Below are 22,167 nucleotides of genomic sequence, written 5' to 3' on the forward strand. Positions count from 1 at the left end.
CTATAATACCTTAATTCCTCAACACTATTATAAATTAAACTTTTTAAGTATCTGAGCAACAAAAAGTTGCTCAGGATTTTGCCATGTCAGAATTTTCACTTATCTTAGTGTTGCAAAAAAAACAAGAGAATCCGACGATAGACATGGCGAAGATACAAATTAAATCTGAGAGAGACTCACTCCTTTTGGGGGATTATTTTCAATCATGGAGCAATTTGACTCCACATTATCATCTGTAATCAACTCAACCCTCGGTCTAAGGTGTAGATCGTTCGGTTATCAGTACAGCGAAATCATCCGTTCCCTTGCGTTTCTTCTTAATCAGTCCGATCTTCAGACATTTGTTGTATTCCCTCTCTATCCTGTCCTAGGGAAGGTGGTCGGCCAGCTTGACCCAACGGTTGGATTTGCTCAATCCCGAAAGTGGCTCCTGAAGTTCAAACAGGTCGTCGTGACTGCGATATTGTGAGTAGTATTTCATCTCGATTCTTGAATGTTTTAACATCCAAAGGTAGTCATTTTGGACGGATTGACCAAACTTTACACAACATAAATGGTTAATTGTCAGATAGTTAAAGTTAATTAGTAGGCCCTACTTATAATTGAGTGTATTCTAAATATTGTAAAATATCTTCCAAATTATCATAATAATCCAATATGTTCGGTTCTTTACGCATATACATTTTTCTCACATGGGAAAGAATTATCTGTTTTAGCTTATGAAAATTTGAAGGATTTACGATTTTACACAAAGCCAAATCAATAAAGATCCAGTCAGCTCCAACATCAGGTAGAGAAACCTCTCCGTTTAAAATTGGCACTATTGTTTTATTATAGAGTTTATCAAGTGACGAATATTCTGAAAAGACATATTCTGCACACTTTTGAACTTTTGCTTGTAATTCATTAAAATCGGTTGCATATTTTTCCCCATTCAAGTTGAAATAAAACTTGTCTTGCATAGATAGCATATTCCCAGAAAAAGCGATACTGGCTCTGTCTCTTTGGTCTTGCAAATTTTTCATACTAAATTTCTCAAACCATTTTGATAGAATATCGAATCTTACACCATAGATAGGGTATATTACGAGAGATGATGTTGCTTCGTCAATCCAGTGATCCATCTCAATAAATTGCTTACCACCTTTTGTCTTCAACAAGAAGGAAGAGTCTCTTTTTCTAAATTTATATTCAGAAAAAAAGTTAAGATTAAGTAAATCTTTTATTATTTTATCAAATATCATAATTCATAATTTTACGATTCAATGATAGTATTCCCTAAGTACTATCATTGAAATTCATTTATTTTTTATTTACACGGTTATATTCTTTTACACTACTGTCCACGAAAATCTTTTAACAATCTCTTGAAACACCTATAAATACAAGCTTATAGGAGATAAAATAGACTCCCTACTTATGAAAAGAGTATCTTTGCCACAAATTACAATTTGAAAGCAGACCCTAGCTACTGATTAGAAACATTACTGTACCACCACTATATTAAAAAAATCATTGTATAATTGACTGAATTTTTTTTATGACTTCCTCACTAATATCTTCAGGTATCTGCATATCTCCAAATGTGACTCTTCTGTTTTTAGGATACTTATCTCCCCATATAACCGATTCAAGAGCATTGTAAAGAGCCTCTATACTTGGTATCTGAAGTTCATCATTGCTATATTTACTTAATGCGTTGTTGAATAATGAAAATAGCAAGGATATATATAACTTATTCTTTGTAGTATGGCAATAAGTCCCCATACAACTAATAGCTGTATGGATAGTATCTTCATAAGATTCATCATCTAAATTGATGAACTTGCAAAGTACATCTTCATATTTTTCCGCTAAATTCCAATAACTACTACTACATAACACTTTCAAAGCAACGGCTGTGATTGAATCACAAAATGCTTCTGTATTAATGAATTTCTCAACTATAGCTATGTTTCCTTTAGTTGGTTTCGTACATAGACCAAAAGCTGCAATACCATTGTGAATTCCATAGGAAAAATCCTCCTCCCAAGAACATGTTTTAATCTTATTTAACAAATTCTTCAGGTATAGAAATTCTTCCTCTGTCAATGAAAATGTCCATTTTGCTTTATTGAACAACGAAGACATTTCTTTTTTATTCTGCAATTTCATGAGCTTTATTTAAAATCTTATTTCTCCTTAATTCCGCAACACTATTATAAATTAAACTTTTTAAGTACCTGAGCAACATAAAGTTACTCAGGATTTTGCCATGTCAGAATTTTCACTTATCTTAGTGTTGCAAAAAAACAAGAGAATCCGACGATAGACATGGCGAATATACAAATTAAATCTGAGAGACTCACTCCTTTTGGGGGATTATTTTCAATCATGGAGCAATTTGACTCCACCGTAGAGTCAACCAGCAAGTGCAAAATTACAAAACGTGTTTGAAGAACTCGCACTTAGGTGTAGAAAAGTTTAATTTTTCTCTCGGTCTTTCGTTCAATTTCTTTTGTATGGACATAATTCTTTTTTCTGTATAATGTTCAAACGAATCCTTTTTCGGTATATATTGTCTGATTAGTTTATTTGTATTCTCAATAGCTCCCTTTTGCCAAGAACAATATGGATCAGCGAAGTACACGGGTACGCCTAAGAACTTGGTAATGTCCTTATGTGCCGCAAATTCAGGCCCGTTGTCTGTTGTAATGGTCTTCAGACTGTCCTTGTATGGCAGCAGCAGTTTCCTAACTACCTTTGCCAGAGGCTTTGACTGCTTCCCGAATGGCAGTTTCTGCATAAGCAGCATATTGGTGGATTTCTCTACCAGTGTGAGTATGGCGTGCTGGGCAGGGTCTACGATCAAGTCCATCTCAAAATCCCCGAATCTCTTCCCGTCAACTTCCTTGCTTCTTTCATGGATGCTCACCCTGTCCTTGATTGGAAGATGTCTGCCCTTGGGACGATGCCTGTATTTCATCTTATGCCTTGTGTGCTTGGCAAGTTCCCCTGTCGTGTCATTGTGGATGATGTTATAGATGGATTGGTGGGACACCTTTATCCCCTCGTTCTTGAGCAGATAACCTGATATTTGTCTTGGAGACCACTGGTCATTGATGATGTATTCCTTGATTCTCCATACCAATTCGTCGGAGAGTTTGGCGTTCTTTACCGTTCTCTCTCTGCGCTGCATAGCCATGTCGTGCGCCTTTGTCCAGATATACTTTCCCGATGGCGTGCTGTTTCTCTTTAGCTCACGACTGAGCGTAGCCTCACTCGTGCCCACAATGCGGGCAATTTCTTTTCTCGCTGTTTTCTTTTGGAGTAAGGCGAAAATTTGCGACCTTTGCTCCGAGGTTAATTGATGATATTTCACAATACAAAGTTAATTAATCTTTGGGAGACTGCGGTCTCCCTTTTTTTATTTGTATTGCTGGTTGTTTCTTTACCTCGCCGAGAGATGCAGACAACCTCTCGCTACGCTTCGAGAACGTCTGCATCTCTCGGCGAGGACTACTCTTTTATTGCACTTCGTTTTTTAATCTGCACACACGTCAATCTTCATCGTACCGTCATGGTCGTTGCCGGCGCCATTGTGACTGTTCCTCAGACGTTTGTTGTATTCCTTCTTTATCCTGTCCCAGGGAAGGTGGTCGGCCAGCTTGACCCAAAGGTTGGATTTGCTCAATCCCGAAAGTGACTACTGAAGTTCAAACAGGTCGTGACAGCGATATTGTGAGTAGTATTTCACCTCGATTCTTGAATGTTTTAACATCCAAAGGTAGTCATTTTGGGCAAATTGACCAAATTTTATACAACATAAATAATTAATTGTCAGGTAGTTATAGTTAATTAGCAGACCCTATTTTTTTTGATATTTCCCGATTTGGAGCATTACTAATTTCTAATTACCGTTCATGTTCATATGCAAAACAATTTCATCGACAGTATTCAATTCTTTGTATGTGTTAACTAATGGTCTTCCTAACGAATCTGTTTTGAAAATAACACGACCACCATTTCTATCTCCATTTGAGTGATTTTCTATTGTGTATCTTGTAAAAGGTTTGAGATTTATCATTTGTATTTCCTTGGGATGTAGCGCCGTAACTACTTTGTAAGATGGATTATGTCTATTGAAATAGAATACATTAACTGCTACAGAATCTTTTCTAAGTTTCACATCATACATCATGTAATTTAATCCGTCTTCTTCTATTAACATATAATAAATACCATTTCCTTGTTTTGTATATATCGCTTTGTTGGTAATATCAAGATAAATTGAGTTATTTGTACATCCTGCCAATATTATGCAAACAATAATATATCGTATGACATTACTTAATTTGATTTTCATAATCCTTCCACCATATATTAATTTGATTAATCTTATATTTATCTGTCTTGTCATGAATAAGCGCAACTTATCGCCATACTACCATTAACTCATACTTTCAATAAAAGGATAGCTTGGATACAAATAAAAAAGCCTTATATGAAAAGCGCAGCATATAACAGATATCCCCAATGCGCAGCAAGCGCAGCTGCAAGTCCTCCGATAGTATGAGAAACAATGGCCTTAGAGGTAAGTTCCCGATAGCCAATGGTGTCAAGCATTGCTGTATGTGTACTAAGGAAACCGCTCCAACACATTCCAATACCTGTGAATACAGCTATGGCATTGCCATCCAGCCATCCTTGTGACATAAAGTTGGGCACTAAGCTCAATGCAGCACCAACTGCTCCGAGCGCAGTGATAGGGAAGGCGATTTGGTGTGGGTCTGAAAACCCAAAGAGTGGATTGAGTAACCAATCTAATTTGTTAGCAATGGCTGGTAAAATGGCAATTCCCTCATAAGCTTTGCCTGTGAAATTGCCTTCTGCGCTGGCTCCAAAGGTAAGTATCATCACTAACGTAGAAATAATAAGCACACCGGGAATGATGGAAACACCAACGTCGACGCCCGATTTTCCTCCGTCTAATAGAGAATTGAGTATGCGCAGAAACACCGATGTTTCTTCACGGTGTAACTGCCGAATGGGTTGCTGGCGAAACTTCTCTCCATCCAAAGCTTCTTCGGAACGATATTGTGGATAAGCTTTCAGTACAAAGTGTTGCATGAGCCTTGTAGAGACTACGCACCCAATGCAGGCTCCTATAAAACCAATGAGGGGTTCCACGAAATAACCGTTGCCTAACATGAAGACGATGACGATGAGACCCATGCCAAACGCTGTGCCGAAATTGGTGAGCGAAATATACTGATACTTTTTGAAGTAACTACCGAAATGCTTATCTTGTGCCAAAGTGATAATGGCTGGATTGTCGGAGAGAAACGTTAATACTGCTCCAAGTGAAGCCACTCCGGGCAGTCTGAACACGGGTTTCATCAATGGTCGCAGTACTCGTTCTATTAAGTCCACAACTCCAAACTCAACAAATAGCTTCCCTAAGGCACCTGTCAACACACAGATGCCCATGAGATAAAAGCAGGTGTTGAGCAACAAGTCGTGAGCCGTGTGCATAATGGTGTTGAGCATGTTAGCCACTCCCATAATGCTTGCTATTCCTCCAAACAGTCCAGTGATGATAAGCAGACATATAATCCCCTTTGGCATTCTTCTCTTTTTCTTATCATTGCTCCTGTCTGTTGTTTGCTGTTGGGGCAATTCATCCTGTGTAGAGACAGTTTCTCTCTTGACCTCTGTATTATTCACTTTGTTTGTCATTAAGGTTCGTAATCGTGTGTATCTTTTACTCTCATTATTGAAAGATATCTGTAAATGCCACCATTCTATGAGGTTGGAGCCGTGGCGTTTTCAGATATTGCTTCCATATAATGGTTTTATATTTGTGATTTCATTTGTATTTTGCTGACAAATTTAAGATTTTTATTAGTATCTATCTTATTTCTGACTTAATTTTTTTGTTCATCATTGATATTTTCTGTACGACCTTAATTCCGCAACACTATTATAAATTAAACTTTTATCAGTACAGCGAAATCATCCGTTCTCTCATGAGTATCTACTTCTGTGGCGGTTATTGGAGATTTGATAGTCGGTATAATCCGTAATTTTTATAAGGCCATTATTCAAAGACTTGACGTAAAGAAGTTCGGACTCAATGCAACAAGTTGCATAAAAACGTTTGTCTTCAGGTTTATCTCTGTACCAGCCAAGTGGATCAGGACATCATGGCGGTATGTGCTGAATATCTATACCTGTAATAATGCTTACGCAGATGTTTTCCAGACTGATTTTGGATAATGCCTACAACTTATGGGAATGATATTGTGTATTGCCTCAAGTCACATTGTGGGGTAAGGGGATATTGTAGGCAGAAGTGGGGGCTTCAAGTTCAAATTATCTGCAAATTCAGTAATGAGAGGACGTGTAAACGCAATAGGGACGTTCAAGGGCTTAGTTGCGGATTTGAGGAAAAATACTTTTTCTGCATGAGTTTATTCCTCTTCCAATTCGAATACATGAATGTCGCTATGATTCACTTCTGTCTCCACTTCCACGTAAAGGTCGCCTTTGTAAACGCCCATGCTTTTTATATAGTTGCAATCTCCACGAGTGAAGTCGATGTCGTATTCTTGGATCATTTCATGTGTCCGCAAATCAATAATGCCGACTCCCATTCTGTCTGAATATTCTGAGTTGTCGGAATGATAAGCATAAAAGAGATAGTCTTTATAAACCATAGTTGTGAAGACTTCTTTATTATAGTTTTCAAATTTATGAATATATACCTCACCCGTCTCAGTATCAATCTCTGCGTATTGATTATGGTTTTTGGATGGTCCAACCGTTGAATAATGTGACCAAAAATTCACAAGTCTATTTTTTCCATATTTTTTATAATTTCCACTTGTAGAATTTTCCCATAAGACTTTACCTGACGGAATCTCTACACAAATAATCTTATCTTTTTTGTCAGATGATAATTCTGTGCACCATTCTATGACTATCTTATCTTCAAAAGGAATAACTAAGTCTATATGAGCTTCTGTATATTTTTTCTCCCACATTACTTTTCCTGTCTCCAAGTCGATTAGCTGGCATGTATTAGCATATTCTCTTTTCCCTTTCCATGCAAGTGCATATTGCTTGAATAAGGAAAAAGATTCAAAAGGAGATTCCAATTCCCATATATTATTATCATTATGAATACATGTATACTCTCTCAATTTCTTTTCCTTGTTGTAATTAGCTAATATATATCCATTAGGTGTAACACCTTCTACCCATCCTTTTCCATGAGTGATATAGGGAAGTAATTCCTTTGTCTGAGAGTCAAATTTATATACGGTATGTTTTAAATTATTCACATACAAAGTATCGTTCAAAGTATGTTGCTCGAAACGAGCTACATAATGATAGCTTTTATTATTTATAAAAGTATTATTACTGATTTGATACATCAAACTGTTATCTTTGGCCGTTTGTATTAAAAAGCCCCCTTTTATTATATTCTTGACTCCTTTTATCTTCATCATCTTTTTATTTTACCTTAATTCCACAACACGATTATAAATTAAACTTTTTAAGTACCTGAGCAACAAAAAGTTGCTCAGGATTTTGCCATGTCAGAATTTTCACTTATCTTAGTGTTGCAAAAAAAACAAGAGAATCCGACGATAGACATGGCGAAGATACAAATTAAATCTGAGAGAGACTCACTCCTTTTGGGGGATTATTTTCAATCATGGAGCAATTTGACTCCACACATTATCATCTGTAATCGACTCAACCCTCGGTCTAAGGTGTAGATCGTTCGGTTATGGAATTGCTGGCAAGGACGGAGCCTACGATATACGATGTGTTGATGGTCTTTTTGGAGGGGGAGCGGGAGTCGTTGCATCCTCAAAGAAGTACGTTGTGGCAATTGTAGGCCTCAGTGCTGATTATCGCCAATGCTTAACGAGGCAGGCTGTGAAGTCATCAAAAGAGTTGAACTCGGCAGGCACCCAATCTACTTTCAACCCGATGCGTTTGGCTTGCATGGCGGTGTATGGCCCCATGCAGGCGATAGCCACATCGTTGAGAATACAACAGGCATCGGTGCCATACACTTCCTTCAGTCCATCATTGAACGCCATCACCTCGCTTCCGCTGGTAAAGGCTACGCAGTCAATGCGCTTGTCGATGATGAGGTCGTAGGCTTGTTTCCTTGCGGAAAGCTCTGTTGCCATGTTGACGTAGGCATCAACACGGTGGGCCTGTACGCCCAGTTCGCTCAGTTTTGCCATGAAGTCGGGAACGGTTCGAGGCTCTTCCATGCCAACAAACGCAGGCGCGAGGGCTGCCAGGCGGCATCCTTCGTTGATGCCATGCTCTTTCAGTGCATGGGCGATGCCTATGGGACTTGGCTCTTTTGAGATGAACGGAGGCGTTACACCCAGCACGTCGTGTAGATATTCGTTGTCTTTTCCAATGGCCAGGAACTGCGTCTTGTCCAGTTGTTCTGCACGGTCACAGCAGTTGTGCATGGCGTCAACGGCCTTTCGGCTGAGGCATACCACGAAATCAAACATGCCCAAGTCGGCGCATAGCTTCTGCATCTCATCGTTCGCCGTGTCGAAAGTTGATTCTACCATGGCGATGTTGGTCACCTCTACTTCTTCTTTGTACTTCTCGAAGGCCGTTAGCAGTCTTTGCGTATAGTGACGTGGAGCTGTAATCAGGATGTTTTTCTTCATCGGTTATGTGGTTTTGTGATATGTTTTTGAGAACGTCGGGTGTGGCAGAAGAAGTAGGTTACATAGCAGAGCGAAAGCGTGGCAATGGCTGTTTCTATACAAAAAAGACCATTATAGCCCAATCTGTCTGCAATTCTTCCGCTGGCTATGGTCATGAGCAGTCCGCTGATGTGCGTGATAACTATCTGTATGGTGAAGTCGGTTCCCTCGAGTCCTTTCCTCACACAGAACATGGCCGACGTGTATACCACCACTGTCCCCATGCCATAGCAGGCCCAAAGAAGTATGATACCCCCGACGAGCCATGGCTTCGAGGGTGTAGACCACGACATCAAGGTGAAGTAAACGGTTGCCATCAAGATACAGACGGCAAAGACCACTTTCACCTTCTCCGCCCCCCAGCGCCTGATCAGCATGCTGGCGGGATAGGCAACGAGCATGGCGGCAGAGATGCCCACGATGCCGTTGAGCGCGCCTATCTCCTTCATGTTGTAGCCAAGGTCTACCATATAGGGCCTTACAACCGACAGTAGTCCCATGATGCTGGCATAGTAGAGGAGCAAGAACCCTATCTGCGGGTAAACGGTTCGATTGGTGAAAAACCAGATGATGTCATTCCATTTGGCCCTGTGGGTCGGCTCCTTGGCATGGAGCAGTTGCAGCTTCTTGTTCATGAGCAAGGGTACAAGTGCCAGCAGCACAAAGCCGCTTAGACAAATGGTCACAACATTCCAGCCATAGTGGTGCAACACCATGAGCAGTACGCCGCTGCCCAGCAGGCTTCCACCAAAGCTGCCCATCGACTGCATGCCGTTAACAAAGCTCTTCTGCTCTTTCCGCGTAGAGAGTATGGCCAGTGCGTCGGTGGCGATGTCTTGTGTGGCAGAGGCGATGAGCGACAGGAATACCAGGATGATGATGAGCTGGATGTTGGTTTCCAGCCTTAGTATTCCCGCACCCAGTATCAGCACGGCGTACACTATTTCAGACGAAACAATCCAGCGTTTGTAGTCTTTCACCGTCATACATTGCCGGTCTACGATGGGCGACCACAGAAATTTCAGTATCCACGGCAGCTTGATGAGTTGCAGAAGGCTGATGGTTGTCAGCGAGAAGGCCTGTTGGCGCATCATCACCTGCAACGCCGTGGAGAAGAAGCTCATGGGCACCGCCTGCGCAATGTACAGACTGAAGAAGGTACCTAACAGTTGGGCGTTGTTCTTGTTGGGCATATACGTTGTGTTGGTTGGAATGGATTGGTCATGCAAGCCCAGCGGTGAGTCGCGGCCATGGCCACGATGTACCCGCCTTGTTGGGCTCTCGACTTGTTTATTTGAGCGTGTACACCAATGAGGTGCCTATGCAGAAGGGCTTGCCAGCCTGTGCCAGTTTCTGGGAAGACACAAAGTAGTAGGCCATGTACTGGGTTGCGGTGGTGTTCTTGCTCCATACCTCCCAGGTGAAATGTCCTTTGGTGGCAGCCACTTTCAGGTTGAGCAGCGCGTAGAAAGGCTGGTACTTCTCATTGTCCTCGCGCCAGTAAATTTTGCCCACGCCCGTGAGGTTTGCATTCAGCATCAGCTTGTCAATGAACCCCACATGGTACATGGAGTAGTTGGCATTGACTGACAGGGTGTGCCGCGGCACCATGGGAAGCATGTTGCCTGTATAGTTTGATTTCTTTCCCGTGTTGGCTGCAAGGAAGCGTGCATAGGTGTATCCATAGTTGGCGTGCAGGAAAAGGTTTGCCATGGGTTGTCCGCCCACAGCTATCTCAAACCCTTTGCTGTCCGAGTGCCCGATGTTGCGTATCACGGCACCTACCGCAGGGATGATGACCGACAGTTGCTGGTCTTTCCAGTCAACGTAAAAGGCACTGGCTTCGAGCGACAGGCGGCTGTCAAGGAAGCTGAGCTTCGCTCCAACCTCGTAGTTCCAGGTGTATTCCGGGTCGAACGAGCGGTCGTTCCTGCTTTCCTTTGCTGCATTGAATCCACCAGGCTTGTAGCCTCGCGCCACGGTGGCATACACCATCCTGTCGGGTGCGAACTGCTGCTTCAGGGTGAAACGGGGCGTCACCTGGCTCGAGTGCATCTTGCTGTCGTAGCTGTCGGCCAGCTTGGTAGCGTTGGCACCGTTCTTACCCGTGGGCGTCCAATAGGTCTCATTCTCCACCTTCGATGTTTCATAGTCGTAGCGAATGCCCACCGAGGCAGACAGTCCCTTGTACAGGTCGAATTGTGAGACATGGTAGGCAGCCAGTCCGTATACCGGTATCTCGTTGTTGTTTTCCTTCACGCCGGCGGCACGCATCGGGTTTCTTGGGGTGTAGTAGTCGATGGTGGTCGAGAAGTTCTTGTGTTGCGTAAATGCGAACACGCCCGTTATCCAGTGGTACCATGTGTCGTTCCTCGACCGGAGTGTAAGCTCCTGGCTGAACATGTTCTGCCTAAGAGGCATGGTGGCGAAGAACATTTTGCGCTCCGTGAAGTCTTGGTCGATAGACACCTTGTCGTTGCTGTGCTGGAAAGAGGTTTGGCTGTTCAAGCTTAGCCTGCTTCCGTCATAGCGCCAGTTCATGCCCGTTGTCAGCACAAACCGTCTGTACCCCGAAGGTGCATCGTAGCTGATGTCTTTCAGCTCGTCTTTCTTGGCGTCGTATACGGCGTATGGAAAGCCCCCTTGGTCGATGTAGTCCAGGCTCAATGAGTATCGCATAGTCCATCTTTGCGATGGCTTCCATGCCGTCCCTATTCTAAATGTCCCGTTGTCCATCGGGTCGGCCTTTTTGTTCAGGTAGGTGTTCGTGAAGTAGCCGTCATTATGGTGGTAGCTGCCGGCCACCGAAATGCCAAGGTTGCCCGATAATTTTTGGTATGCCGATGCCATGGCCTGGATGTCGTTGTACGACCCGTAGCTAACCTTTGTCATAGCGTTTTGGTAATCCAAAGGCGACAGGGTATAGATGTTGATGAGCCCCGCCGTGGAGTTCCGCCCAAAGAGCGTGCCCTGCGGGCCACGCAACACCTCCACCTTGCTGATGCCAAACAAGTCCATGTCCAGCACCGAGCGGTCGAAAAAGGGCATGCCGTCCACATACACGCCGACCGACGGTGTGCTGGTCTTTGAGCCGATGCCCCTTATATAAATAGGTGAGTATTGTCGCGACCCATAGTCGGGCATGTAGAAGTTGGCCAGTCTGCCACTCAGTTCCCGCACACCGTCCAACTGGTTGTTGTTGATGTACAGGTTTCCAACCGACGACTGCGAGACAGGCGACAGTGACGCCCTGTCTTGTTTGAATCCCACGATGGAGACTTCTTCCAGTTCGTTGCCTATCTTGATGGTGTCGTTTTCTTCCGCCACAGCGTTGATTGCCAGCAGAGTACCAAATAAAATCGTGTAGAATCTCATGTGCAATGTAATTGTAAATAATTGTTTAAGACGCTGCAAAATTATTTAATTATTTTTTAACCTACAATCCTGATTTATAAGGATTATTGACACATCCATTTTTCCCGACCTCGTCATCGTGTCACCCAAAATTCCTCATCAAATAGTTTGGCTTTTTCTGATGACTTATTTTGGTGTGAATTATGTGCTGGGTGGGGTGCACAGCTATGCCTGACAAAGGCAACCCACAGGTTTTATATGGTGTTTTGTATGGCGAGGCATCATGTGTCACTCGAGTTGGGTGATACTCGTTTTTGCCACGTCTCTTTCATCTAAAAACAATGTGTGGTGTAAATAAAAACAACCTGGCTGTTTTATATAATCAAGGTGTTGACTGAATGAAGCAACCATTTACGACAATCTGTGAAAAGATTGCGGAATGGGTGCCAAGGCCATTTATTGTGTTAAAAAACATTTTGATTGTTAAATCAATTCGTTTTCTTTTACAAAATAAAATCGTAAAATAGATAACATTGGATGATGGTTTCGGTGTTTTAATACCTTGAGATTATCATCTTGCGCCATATTCCCATGCTGTTAGTTGGCTATTATCATGCTTTTGCTACCCAACCTGTATGACTTTGCCTTCCAATTTACATGAGATAGAAGCACTTTTTCGCACATAAAAAGGATTTTTTGCCCCAAACACTTCACTTTTTAATTGTGTTTTAGATTTGAAAATAGTATAACTCGCTAATAATCAGGTTGATAATAAAACTTCGCTATTTTGGGCTTATTTTCAATGCAGGAACAAGTTGGTTGAAAAACGGCTGGCATTTGTGTTAAAAAACCGTTGTAGCCGAAGACATTTTACAATAGAACGTTCCGTTTGAGGTTAAATACGAGAAGAACTTTTCATAAATAAATCATTCTTGTTTTTGTAGGCATAAATATTGAAGATTCTTTGCAATCTCGTGTATTTATTTATATTTTTGCAAGAGAAATCCAGATTAAACAATGAATCGACACAAAACCTTTGGCAACTATCGCAAGGTTAATACCAAGCAGTTGCTTACTTCTTTCTGCATGCTGTTATTAACCATGTCAATGTTGATTGGTTGTTCTCGAAGCGAGGAGAAAGACAAAGCAACTTTTGAGAAAGAACAATTAGAGACCGAGCTAAAGGGTTTGGGGAGGATTGATTCATTGCAACGCCGGCTTGAGCAATACCGTGAGGAGCACAATCGCAGTGCGATGATGCTGTGTTATCGATTCTTGGGAGCTGCTTATCGTGACTCAAGCCGGTTTGATCAAGCCTTGACAGTGCATCAAAAAGAGTATGAGCTTGCCAGTGAACAGGCTGACACGCTGGAAGCAATTGTAGCCCTCAATCAGATAGGAGCAGATAATAGACGGATTGGTGCACTGGAAGAGGCATCGTCTGCGCATTATCAGGCCTTGAACTTATGTGACCAGTATAGCGATCATACAAGTGTCAAAGTCCAAAAAAGCAGAGTGGTTTCGTTAAATGGCATTGGAAATGTGCATCTCACACTTGACAATGTTGAGGCTGCAGAGAATGCTTTCCGGTTGGCTTTGGATGGGGAGAAAAAGTTAGGAAGCGACTTGGGACAAGCTATTAATTATGCTAATTTGGGCTCTCTGTTGGAATCGCAGCAGAAAATAGACTCAGCACGGTGGTACTACAAAAGATCAATGCAGTTGAATCAAAAAGCAGGTTCGCGATTGGGAGTAGCGTTGTGCTGGATACATTTAGGAGGATTGGAAGAGAAGGCTGGTCAATGGGATCAAGCGATTGCTAAATACCAGCATGCTGAAGAAATTTTGAGAAGCGTAGGAGACCAGTGGCATTGGATGGAAGCAGTCATTTCACTCATTAGGGCAAATATAGACAAAGGTGATTTGTCCACGGCATCACATTACATGAAAGAAGCAGAGCCAGTAGCTGAGCAGTTGGGTGCATGGGAGGATTTGGAAGCCTTATATCATGAGAAGTCCAAGATGAGTTTCAAACGTGGCGACAGCGAGCAGGCTTTCATGAATTATAATAAGAGCCAAGCATATCGTGATAGTTTGATCAGCGAAAAGAAAATACAGCACATTCAGAACATTCGCATCAAGTATGAGCGTGAAAGTAAAGAGCAGCAGATGTTGGCGATGCAGCGCGACATTGAGCAAGAGCGACTCATCAAAAGAGTGTTCTTGTTCAGTAGCCTTTGCATTATCTTACTCTGTGCAGTCATTATTGTATTTTTGTGGTATGTGATACGCATCAGGTCTAAAAACCATAAAATGCAAGTACAGATACAACAAGCCAAAGATCATTTCTTCATGAATATTACGCATGAATTCCGTACGCCGTTGACAATTATTTTAGGTTTTGGCAGACAGATGACCGATGGAACGCTGACGACAAAAGAGGAGCTGAAAAAAGCCGGTGGTATGATATTGAGGCAGGGCAATGGACTCCTCGATTTGGTTAACCAACTGTTGGATATAGCAAAGCAAAGGTCGGTTGTAGATCAGCCGCTGTATCGACATGGGGATGCGGTAACTTATATAAGGATGCTGGCAGAGTGTCACCAAATATTGGCACAAGATAAAAATGTTGAATTTCTGTTCACTGCTAAGCAATCTACTGTAATGATGGACTTTATACCCAGCTATCTTACCAAGATTGTACGTAACTTGCTGTCAAACGCGATTAAGTTTACACCAAAACATGGAGAGGTGAGAGCGAGCGTGGAAGAAGAAAAAGATAAACTGAAACTGGTGGTGAGAGATAACGGACAAGGAATTCCATCGGACGACTTACCTTATATATTTGACCTGTTTTACCAAGCACAAAACCCGTCGGCAGATGTTGGCTCGGGCGTGGGCTTGGCATTGACGAACCAACTGGTGGAGGCAATGAATGGAACAATTGAGGTAGAGAGTAAGGTGGGAGTGGGTACTACCTTTACGGTGAGTTTGCCCTTAAAGGCTGCCCGTCAGGGTGCTGTTATCAAGCCTATTGAGACGTATGAACCAGAAAGTCCTAACTACAACCAAGAGCCAGAAGAATCTATTGAAGTGCCAGAAGAATCTATTGAAGAACCAGAAACCACTCAAAAGAACGCTGTGTCGGTGTTGGTGGTGGAAGATAATGCTGATGTGGCAAGATATATCGGCATGCAGATAGGGCATAAATATCAATTGTATTTTGCCCACGATGGCGTAGAAGGACTGGAAAGAGCCTTGAGCTTGATGCCCGACTTGATAGTAACCGACTTGCTCATGCCACGAAAAGACGGCTTGGAAATGTGCCGTGAAATCAAAATGTCTGAGGTTTTGAATCACATTCCAGTGATTATGATTACAGCGCGCAGTACCGATGCCGACAGGTTGGAGGGATTAAAGGCGGGTGCCGATGCCTATCTTGTGAAACCGTTTAGTGCGGACGAGCTGCTGGTTAGGATAGACAACCTGCTGGCCGTCAGGAGATTGATGAGGTCGAAACTCTCGGCTGCCTTGCGTTACGGAACAGATGAGGCAATGAACTATAGCGATGTCTCGCAGATATTTCTCAACAAGTTTGTGGACACGGTGTATACCCACATGCGTAGCCGTACGGCCGACGTGGAGCAGGTGGCCTCTTCGCTTTGCATGACACCCAAGCAGCTTAGAAGCAAGCTCTTCGCCATCACCGGCGAGGCTCCTTCGACATATATACAGCGCATCAGGATGAAATATGCCCAACAATTGTTGGACGGCAATGCAGATCTTTCCGTGGCGGATGTGGCTTTAAGATGCGGCTTTAATGACATTTCTTACTTTTCGAGGATTTTCAAGCAGACTTTCTCTATGACTCCTACGCAATACAGACGTTTGCCGAATGATGAAAAGACGAGCCTGTAGCATTTGTGTGGGTAGCTTGTTTCTCAGTCAACGTGACTATATATTAAGAATGTGATGCCACAACAGGGGAGAAGTGATTTTGTATTTTTATTTTCTTGATTATTAAAGCATTAAGTCAGAAATAGGGAACAAAAATCCTATTCTGTTTGTTTTAATAGTTGCAAAAATCCTATAAAAGGTAACAAAATTCAACGTTCAGCAACTGCGATTCTCTTTAATTTTGCGGTCGAATGAACAAAGGGCATGTTGTCTCAAACAACTAACGTCCTGCGGAAACACAGAAAAATCATGGTGAGCAGGAATATGGGTGCGGAACCCAACGTCCGGGAACAGAATGTTGAAACCAAAAATAATGACATAGAAACCATCAAAGGTGAAGTGATAAATTCAATTTTTTTATAAACTTATTAAAAAAAGTACTATTATGAAACATTTAACAGTTAAACTCGCAGTCGTTTTATGCACTGCAGTGGGATTCAGTTCTTGTGAATTGGATGCTCCTACAATTAATTTCAGTCAGGTAGACAATCACGTTTCTGATTTCTCGGGATTGATTGATGCCATTAACAGCCAGACCAAGTCTTTGAATGAGAAGCTGCAATTGCTGAGCGATGCCATGAGCAGCCAGACCCTTACCCTGAGTGAGAAGATGACAGCTATTGTTACAGCCATGGACAAGAATATGCTGACACAGGCCAGCAAGCTGGAACTGATAGAGAAAGCCATCAACGCCTCTACCAACAAGCTGAACGATATCAAGGACGCGGTGAAAGATGCCTCATTGGCTTTGGGCGGCAAGATCGAGCTGCTGACAACAGCAACAAAAGACGGATTCCTCACACACGCACAGAAAATGGATCTGTTGAGGGACGCTCTCAACAACTCTACCAACGCCCTCGTTGCCATCAAGACCGCCATCAAGAGCCACACCGCTTCGTTTGAAAGCAAGATGGATCTCTTGAAGGCAGCCGTTAATTCTGGATTCCTTTCAGTAAAAGACGCTGTCATGGCACAGACCACTGCACTGGTTGAAGCAATCAATAATGGCGCAGAGAAGCTGGCTTTGACAATCGACAGCAAAGGAAATCTTATTTGCCAATCGATTAATGAAAACACATCGGCTATCGGTGCGCAAACTGCTGAAATCAAGACTGGCATGACGGCCATTAACACAAGCCTGGTCACCTACGGTGGGAAAATTGTCACAGCTGTTGATAAAAACACTACCGCCATCACAAAGTTTGATGAAAATGCACAGACTAAATTGACAGCCCTTACCACAGAGGTGAATGGCACTGGTGGAAAAATTGTCGCTGCCATTGACAAAAACGGTACAACCATTGCTACACAAATTGATAATACCGGCAATGCCATCAAGTCTGAAATACTGACACAGGGTTCAGCCATTAAGGACGCCATCACGAAGGGGCAAGCTGATCTCAAGACAGTTCTTGAAGGTATCTCTACTTCTGTCGAGAAAGGCTTCCTTGATACGCAGGGTGCTATCAACGCTCTTTCCACAGCTATTACCACGAGCTTGACCACGAATACCACGACATTGAAGAATGTGATTACCGACCTGAAGGAAGCCGTGGCTAACGGATTCATCAGCCAGACCACTGCTACCAATGCTATAAATTCTGCTATCCTCCAACAGACCACAGACCTTAGTCATGTTATCACGGAATTGAAGGCCGCTTGCGCGGCAGGCTTCAAAGATGAAGTACAGGCAATGGGACTTGTTGAGACAGCTATCAAGGCTATCCTTGATCCTGCAAATACAAATAGCTTGACAAGCAAGATGAAGGATTTGCAGACGATGCTCGAAGCCAAGCTTATCGATGCGACAACCGCTATCAATAGCATCAACGCTGCCGTTACTGGCTCAACGACCAGCCTTGAGGCAAAACTTGAAGCCATCACGACCGCTATCAAGGACAGAAAGGTTGAGTTGGAAGCTATCAAGACCGCCATCGAGGCAGCCGACGGCAACTGGACAACTCGAATCAATGACGTTGTCACCGCCATCAAGAGCTATGACCTCACAACTATCAAAACGGCAATTGAAGCTCTGAAAACTGCACTTGTGACCGACAACGCTACAACTGCCACGAAACTTGATGCTTTGAATACTGCCATTGGTAAATTGAACAACGATAGTAACACTAATTCAGCAGCCATTAAGCAGGGACTTGATGACATCAAGGCTGCGATAGTAGATCATCCATAATCTGAATGCGGACGAACAGGTTAGCATTAACGAATTATAAACGTAAAAAATCAGATTATGAAACAGTGTCTTAGAATAATATTAGTGGCCTCTCTGGCATTCGCAGTTTCTACTGCGGATGCACAGACGAAGCTGAAGCCAGATGGCAAGGCCCTGCGAACCAACACCATTAGTGTGTATGGTCAGGGAGGCGCCACATGGGTGACGGGACTCCACTTCAAAAGCATAAACCCGTCGACAGGCACCGAGACATCCCCAATGGTGGGTGCAGGTGTCAATTACAACTTCCGTCCATGGATCCGCATGGGATTGAATTACAAGTTTGCTACTTACAAGCGTGAGCAGCGATACAAAAGCTTCGCCCCGCAAGGAACCGCGCAAAGGGGAGAAGGTGTGAACGCCAACGCAACAGAACTCGAGAAGAGTACCGGCGGATTGGCATACGCTAACAAGCATTTCATGTATCATAGCGTAGACCTGACCGGTGAACTCAACATCTTGGAGCTTTTCTGGAGCAAGCGCGAAAACAGAAGGTTCAATCTCTATCTGGGAACTGGTATCGGTTTGATGTGGAGCAGTGGAAACAACTATGATCTTACCATGGGTGTCAATACCTGGAAAGACCCATCCAATGTGGTCAACGGAAAGCAGGTAAAGAACAATGTGTCTACAGAGGCATACGTAAGAGCCGGCAACCTGAGGGACAGCTACAATACCCTCTATGTTCCATCGGTGCTCTGTTTGGAATACGACATTATCCCTCAACTCACCATTGGTGTGAAGGGCGGATGCGACTTCTTGCTGCAAAGAAGGTCCGAGCGGTTCAACGATGGTATTCAGGCAGGCTTGACCCTACGCTACAACATTGTTGGAAAGAAACATGGAGTGCGTTCTTACGAGCCGCTGTACAGGGAAACCTACGAGGAACTCAACCGAATGAAAGCTGCCTACGAGAAATGCGTGGAAGACAGCAAGAAAGAGAATCCGGTTGAGAACATAGCCAGGGAGCTGCGCGAAATCAAGGAGATTCTCCAGCAGAACAACATTGAGAAAAAAGCAGAGGCTCCTGCTCTCACTGTCTATTTCTCGGTAAACGCAACCAAGATATCCGATACAGAGAGAGAGCGTTTGCTCGATTTCACAAGGACGCTTGGACCACAGGAGTCCGTGTACCTAGATCTTGTTGGGGAGGCATCGGCCGAGGGCAATTCTGCCCACAACCAGTGGCTTAGCGAGGTAAGGCTTGGCAATGTAAAGACTTTCCTTGTGCAGAACGGCATTAGTCCTGCCCGAATCGTCTCTGCAAAGGCCATTGGCGACAGTATGAAAGGTGGCCCTTCACATCGAAGGGTGGTGATAGAAACTAAAAACAACTAAAAACATTAATTTTTCATAACCCAAAGAGTGTTTTTTATGTGATAAGGCGAGTTCTGAGAGTGTAGTCATTCTTAGGACTCGCTTTTTTATGGGTGTTTTCTGGCAACTCCCTGATTATAGTTTCGCCTTGCTTTGCCTAAATTTTGCAAGTGAAATGAGCTTTCTTGTTTTTTTTCGTAAGTTTGCACGGAAGATTCTAATCTGATGCGCTAAGACCAGTCGCCGAATTGTGGTTCAAAGCGTGTCTGTCTAAAAAAACAGGTGAAAATGGATTATTCAATCAACGTTCGAGGCAGGTTAGTTGACTTGTCCAGTCCTTTGGTGATGGGGATTCTGAATGTCACGCCCGACTCCTTTTACCAAGGGAGCAGAAAGCAGACGGAAATAGAAATTGCCCAGCGCACCAACCAGATTATAGAAGAAGGTGGAGAAATGATTGATGTGGGTGCGTTCTCCACACGTCCCGGTGCTTTTGAGGTGACCGAGGAAGAGGAGATGGATAGGCTTTGCCGTGCGTTGGCCATCGTTAGGCGTGAACAGCCGGAGGCTATTGTCTCGGTAGATACCTATCGGCCTCGTGTGGCCCGTCGATGTGTAGAAGAGTGGGGCGCTGACATCATCAACGACGTGTCTGAAGGCGGACTCACTGGTATTGTCAACACACCGATACACGAGGAAGGGAGCATGTTCGAAACCGTTGCACGGCTTCAGGTGCCATATATCCTCATGTCGGTGAAATCGAATCTGCATGACATGCTGATTGCTTTTGCCAGGGAGACGCAGGAGCTGTATGCCCTGGGCGCGAAAGATATCATCCTGGATCCTGGGTTTGGCTTTGGAAAAACGCTCGACGAGAACTACAAGATTTATCATGATATGGAGCGTCTGCAGGTACTTGACTTGCCGTTGCTGGTGGGGATATCGCGAAAAAGCATGATATTCAAGTTGCTGGGCGGTGATCCTACAACATCTCTAAATGGCACGACGGTACTCAATACCATCGCGTTACAGAAGGGAGCTTCCATTCTGCGCGTGCACGATGTGCGAGAGGCTGTGGAGGCCTGTAAGATTTATGAGAGAATGCAAGGGGTGTGATGGGGCACTACGGCAACCTCATCCCCAATGGCCTCACGCCCCCAGCAGCCTCTCCTCCAACCCCTCCCCAAAGGGGAGGGGAGTGATTAGCATTTTGGGTCGCGGAACTATAAACTCGTAAACTTGTCAACTCGTCCACTAAAAGAAGAGCTATCAACTCGTCAACTTGTTAACTCGTAAACTTATCAACTAAAAAACTCACAAACTCATAAACTCAAAAAATGATTCCATTCGAAATAGGTACGAAAGATATCATTGATATCCTGTTAGTGGCACTGATGCTCTACTACGTATATCGGTTAATGAAAGAAAGCCGTTCGCTCAATGTCTTTATCGGAATATTGATATTTATCTTCATCTGGCTGTTTGTCAGTCAAATATTAGAGATGCGCCTGCTGGGTTCTATTATGAACAAGCTGGTAAGCGTTGGAGTTATCGGCTTGATTATACTGTTTCAGGAAGAGATTCGTCGTTTCTTGTATGAGTTGGGTGCGCACCAGCGCTTTCAGGCTTTTTCCAGGCTTTTCACCAATAGCGATAAACAAGGTGAGGAGGACAAGGAAACCATTGTGCCCATTGTGCTGTCGTGCATGAGTATGGCTAAGAGCCATGTGGGGGCATTGATTGTCATTGAACGAGGTATGACCTTGAATGATATCGTGGAAACGGGGGATGTTATTGATGCCAAGGTAAATCAACGACTGATAGAAAATATCTTTTTTAAGAACTCGCCTTTGCATGATGGCGCCATGATCATTTCCAAAAAGCGCATCAAAGCTGCCGGCTGTATCTTGCCGGTGTCGCACGACTTGAGTATACCAAAAGAGTTGGGATTGCGCCATCGGGCTGCAGCAGGGGTTACGCAAAACACGGATGCCATTGCCGTTGTGGTTTCTGAGGAGACAGGCCGCATCAGCGTGGCCATAAAGGGAGGATTTCGGTTGAGGTTGTCGGCAGAAGAATTGGAGAGCTTGTTGGCCAAGGAAATGGAGGCTTGACCCTCGTTAGGATTTCTTAGCTGGTTTGGAACGAAAGATGGGGAAGAGAAGAAAGTCTGCGTAATGGTTTGCTGAAATATGAGCCCCATATATAATAAGGTGAAAACTGCCGAGAAAGGTTTCTTAAATACAAATAAACGTTAAATCCTTATCTTTTTTCAAACTTTTCTGCTCGTTTATTTGGAGGGTATTGTTTTTCGTATTACCTTTGCACTCGCTTTCGCACTAAAAGTTGCGTTAGCGTTACAGAGAAGCGATCTTTGAAAAGATTTACATAAAGACAGAAGTAGTACAAGAAGCATGAGTATTGTTAAAGATGCTCATGGGTGAATATTTACGAACCGTTCAATTCTTAATAGAAACGAACAAAGGTGAGAATACTTAAATTCTGGAGTTTCGTTCTGAACAGAGAAAATGAAGTTGGTTTGATAGGTATGTTTTTGGCGCGAGCCTTTTACAG

General features: G+C 43.4%; 16 protein-coding genes and 4 pseudogenes. 9 read left to right on the forward strand and 11 right to left on the reverse strand.

Features of this window, described 5'->3' with window-relative positions:
* Positions 1–143: 143 nt before the first annotated feature.
* Positions 144–307: pseudogene (locus HMPREF1254_RS12335) on the forward strand (IS1380 family transposase); the annotation flags it as partial.
* A gap of 60 nt (positions 308–367) precedes the next feature.
* Here HMPREF1254_RS12335 and HMPREF1254_RS12180 read toward each other — a convergent pair.
* The 7 genes from HMPREF1254_RS12180 to HMPREF1254_RS07745 all read right to left on the reverse strand — a co-directional run bounded on the left by HMPREF1254_RS12180 (position 368) and on the right by HMPREF1254_RS07745 (position 5,607).
* On the reverse strand, positions 368–505 hold the full coding sequence (locus tag HMPREF1254_RS12180; protein WP_196806300.1) for a hypothetical protein: 138 nt from the start codon (positions 503–505) through the stop codon (positions 368–370).
* Positions 506–596: 91 nt separating this feature from the next.
* Complete coding sequence (locus HMPREF1254_RS07720; RefSeq protein ID WP_023058084.1) at positions 597–1,244, reverse strand: hypothetical protein; 648 nt, start codon at positions 1,242–1,244, stop codon at positions 597–599.
* A 268-nt stretch (positions 1,245–1,512) separates the two neighbouring features.
* Entirely contained in the window at positions 1,513–2,154 is a 642-nt protein-coding gene (locus tag HMPREF1254_RS07725; RefSeq protein ID WP_023057986.1) for a hypothetical protein, read from the reverse strand.
* A 265-nt stretch (positions 2,155–2,419) separates the two neighbouring features.
* Entirely contained in the window at positions 2,420–3,361 is a 942-nt protein-coding gene (locus HMPREF1254_RS07730; RefSeq protein ID WP_023058054.1) for an IS30 family transposase, read from the reverse strand.
* 162 nt (positions 3,362–3,523) lie between these two features.
* The gene (locus HMPREF1254_RS12040) at positions 3,524–3,673 is read right to left on the reverse strand and encodes a hypothetical protein (RefSeq protein ID WP_023058017.1); all 150 of its coding nucleotides are present in this window, start codon (positions 3,671–3,673) and stop codon (positions 3,524–3,526) included.
* A 216-nt stretch (positions 3,674–3,889) separates the two neighbouring features.
* The gene (locus HMPREF1254_RS07740) at positions 3,890–4,345 is read right to left on the reverse strand and encodes a hypothetical protein (RefSeq protein ID WP_155945444.1); all 456 of its coding nucleotides are present in this window, start codon (positions 4,343–4,345) and stop codon (positions 3,890–3,892) included.
* Between the two features lie 134 nt (positions 4,346–4,479).
* Positions 4,480–5,607: a nucleoside recognition domain-containing protein gene (locus tag HMPREF1254_RS07745; protein WP_051331305.1), complete on the reverse strand. Its 1,128-nt coding sequence runs from the start codon at positions 5,605–5,607 to the stop codon at positions 4,480–4,482.
* Positions 5,608–6,042: 435 nt separating this feature from the next.
* On the opposite strand from HMPREF1254_RS07745, the pseudogene HMPREF1254_RS11780 reads away from it, so the two are divergent.
* Positions 6,043–6,258 (forward strand): annotated as a pseudogene (locus HMPREF1254_RS11780) (IS1380 family transposase); the annotation flags it as partial.
* A 12-nt stretch (positions 6,259–6,270) separates the two neighbouring features.
* Positions 6,271–6,450, forward strand: a pseudogene (locus HMPREF1254_RS12340) (hypothetical protein).
* A 2-nt stretch (positions 6,451–6,452) separates the two neighbouring features.
* Here HMPREF1254_RS12340 and HMPREF1254_RS07750 read toward each other — a convergent pair.
* Positions 6,453–7,493 carry a hypothetical protein gene (locus HMPREF1254_RS07750; protein WP_231385830.1) on the reverse strand — a complete coding sequence of 347 codons (1,041 nt, stop codon included), beginning with the start codon at positions 7,491–7,493 and terminating at the stop codon, positions 6,453–6,455.
* Between the two features lie 147 nt (positions 7,494–7,640).
* Between HMPREF1254_RS07750 and HMPREF1254_RS12345 the strand changes: the two are divergent.
* Positions 7,641–7,779: pseudogene (locus HMPREF1254_RS12345) on the forward strand (IS1380 family transposase); the annotation flags it as partial.
* A 122-nt stretch (positions 7,780–7,901) separates the two neighbouring features.
* On the opposite strand, the gene HMPREF1254_RS07760 reads toward HMPREF1254_RS12345, so the two are convergent.
* The 3 genes from HMPREF1254_RS07760 to HMPREF1254_RS07770 all read right to left on the reverse strand — a co-directional run bounded on the left by HMPREF1254_RS07760 (position 7,902) and on the right by HMPREF1254_RS07770 (position 12,110).
* Positions 7,902–8,696, reverse strand: coding sequence for a uroporphyrinogen-III synthase (locus HMPREF1254_RS07760; protein WP_023058085.1), 795 nt, complete (start codon positions 8,694–8,696; stop codon positions 7,902–7,904).
* On the reverse strand, positions 8,693–9,928 hold the full coding sequence (locus HMPREF1254_RS07765; protein ID WP_023057995.1) for an MFS transporter: 1,236 nt from the start codon (positions 9,926–9,928) through the stop codon (positions 8,693–8,695). The genes HMPREF1254_RS07760 and HMPREF1254_RS07765 overlap by 4 nt, the downstream gene beginning before the upstream one ends.
* A 97-nt stretch (positions 9,929–10,025) precedes the next feature.
* Positions 10,026–12,110, reverse strand: a complete 2,085-nt coding sequence (locus tag HMPREF1254_RS07770; RefSeq protein WP_023058110.1) for a TonB-dependent receptor — start codon at positions 12,108–12,110, stop codon at positions 10,026–10,028.
* 996 nt (positions 12,111–13,106) lie between these two features.
* Between HMPREF1254_RS07770 and HMPREF1254_RS07775 the strand changes: the two genes are divergently transcribed.
* From HMPREF1254_RS07775 to cdaA, 5 genes are all read left to right on the forward strand, one after another.
* Positions 13,107–16,007: a hybrid sensor histidine kinase/response regulator transcription factor gene (locus HMPREF1254_RS07775; protein WP_023058051.1), complete on the forward strand. Its 2,901-nt coding sequence runs from the start codon at positions 13,107–13,109 to the stop codon at positions 16,005–16,007.
* A gap of 424 nt (positions 16,008–16,431) precedes the next feature.
* Positions 16,432–18,237, forward strand: a complete 1,806-nt coding sequence (locus HMPREF1254_RS07780; RefSeq protein ID WP_155945445.1) for a hypothetical protein — start codon at positions 16,432–16,434, stop codon at positions 18,235–18,237.
* A gap of 57 nt (positions 18,238–18,294) precedes the next feature.
* The gene (locus HMPREF1254_RS07785; protein WP_081699054.1) at positions 18,295–19,614 is read left to right on the forward strand and encodes an OmpA family protein; all 1,320 of its coding nucleotides are present in this window, start codon (positions 18,295–18,297) and stop codon (positions 19,612–19,614) included.
* 267 nt (positions 19,615–19,881) lie between these two features.
* Positions 19,882–20,709 carry a dihydropteroate synthase gene (folP, locus tag HMPREF1254_RS07790; RefSeq protein WP_023058119.1) on the forward strand — a complete coding sequence of 276 codons (828 nt, stop codon included), beginning with the start codon at positions 19,882–19,884 and terminating at the stop codon, positions 20,707–20,709.
* A 221-nt stretch (positions 20,710–20,930) separates the two neighbouring features.
* Positions 20,931–21,707, forward strand: a complete 777-nt coding sequence (gene cdaA, locus HMPREF1254_RS07795) for a diadenylate cyclase CdaA (protein WP_023058045.1) — start codon at positions 20,931–20,933, stop codon at positions 21,705–21,707.
* Positions 21,708–22,167: the final 460 nt, after the last annotated feature.

The sequence above is a fragment of the Prevotella sp. BV3P1 genome (assembly GCF_000479005.1).
Classification (GTDB): domain Bacteria; phylum Bacteroidota; class Bacteroidia; order Bacteroidales; family Bacteroidaceae; genus Prevotella.

Excerpts from the sequence above, each read along its gene's own strand:
- HMPREF1254_RS12180 (WP_196806300.1), bottom strand. The coding sequence starts at position 505 with ATGTTAAAACATTCAAGAATCGAGATGAAATACTACTCACAATATCGC.
- HMPREF1254_RS07720 (WP_023058084.1), bottom strand. The coding sequence starts at position 1,244 with ATGATATTTGATAAAATAATAAAAGATTTACTTAATCTTAACTTTTTT.
- HMPREF1254_RS07725 (WP_023057986.1), bottom strand. The coding sequence starts at position 2,154 with ATGAAATTGCAGAATAAAAAAGAAATGTCTTCGTTGTTCAATAAAGCA.
- HMPREF1254_RS07740 (WP_155945444.1), bottom strand. The coding sequence starts at position 4,345 with ATGAAAATCAAATTAAGTAATGTCATACGATATATTATTGTTTGCATA.
- HMPREF1254_RS07745 (WP_051331305.1), bottom strand. The coding sequence starts at position 5,607 with ATGCCAAAGGGGATTATATGTCTGCTTATCATCACTGGACTGTTTGGA.
- HMPREF1254_RS07750 (WP_231385830.1), bottom strand. The coding sequence starts at position 7,493 with ATGATGAAGATAAAAGGAGTCAAGAATATAATAAAAGGGGGCTTTTTA.
- HMPREF1254_RS07760 (WP_023058085.1), bottom strand. The coding sequence starts at position 8,696 with ATGAAGAAAAACATCCTGATTACAGCTCCACGTCACTATACGCAAAGA.
- HMPREF1254_RS07765 (WP_023057995.1), bottom strand. The coding sequence starts at position 9,928 with ATGCCCAACAAGAACAACGCCCAACTGTTAGGTACCTTCTTCAGTCTG.
- HMPREF1254_RS07770 (WP_023058110.1), bottom strand. The coding sequence starts at position 12,110 with ATGAGATTCTACACGATTTTATTTGGTACTCTGCTGGCAATCAACGCT.
- HMPREF1254_RS07775 (WP_023058051.1), top strand. The coding sequence starts at position 13,107 with ATGAATCGACACAAAACCTTTGGCAACTATCGCAAGGTTAATACCAAG.
- HMPREF1254_RS07780 (WP_155945445.1), top strand. The coding sequence starts at position 16,432 with ATGAAACATTTAACAGTTAAACTCGCAGTCGTTTTATGCACTGCAGTG.
- HMPREF1254_RS07785 (WP_081699054.1), top strand. The coding sequence starts at position 18,295 with ATGAAACAGTGTCTTAGAATAATATTAGTGGCCTCTCTGGCATTCGCA.
- folP (WP_023058119.1), top strand. The coding sequence starts at position 19,882 with ATGGATTATTCAATCAACGTTCGAGGCAGGTTAGTTGACTTGTCCAGT.
- cdaA (WP_023058045.1), top strand. The coding sequence starts at position 20,931 with ATGATTCCATTCGAAATAGGTACGAAAGATATCATTGATATCCTGTTA.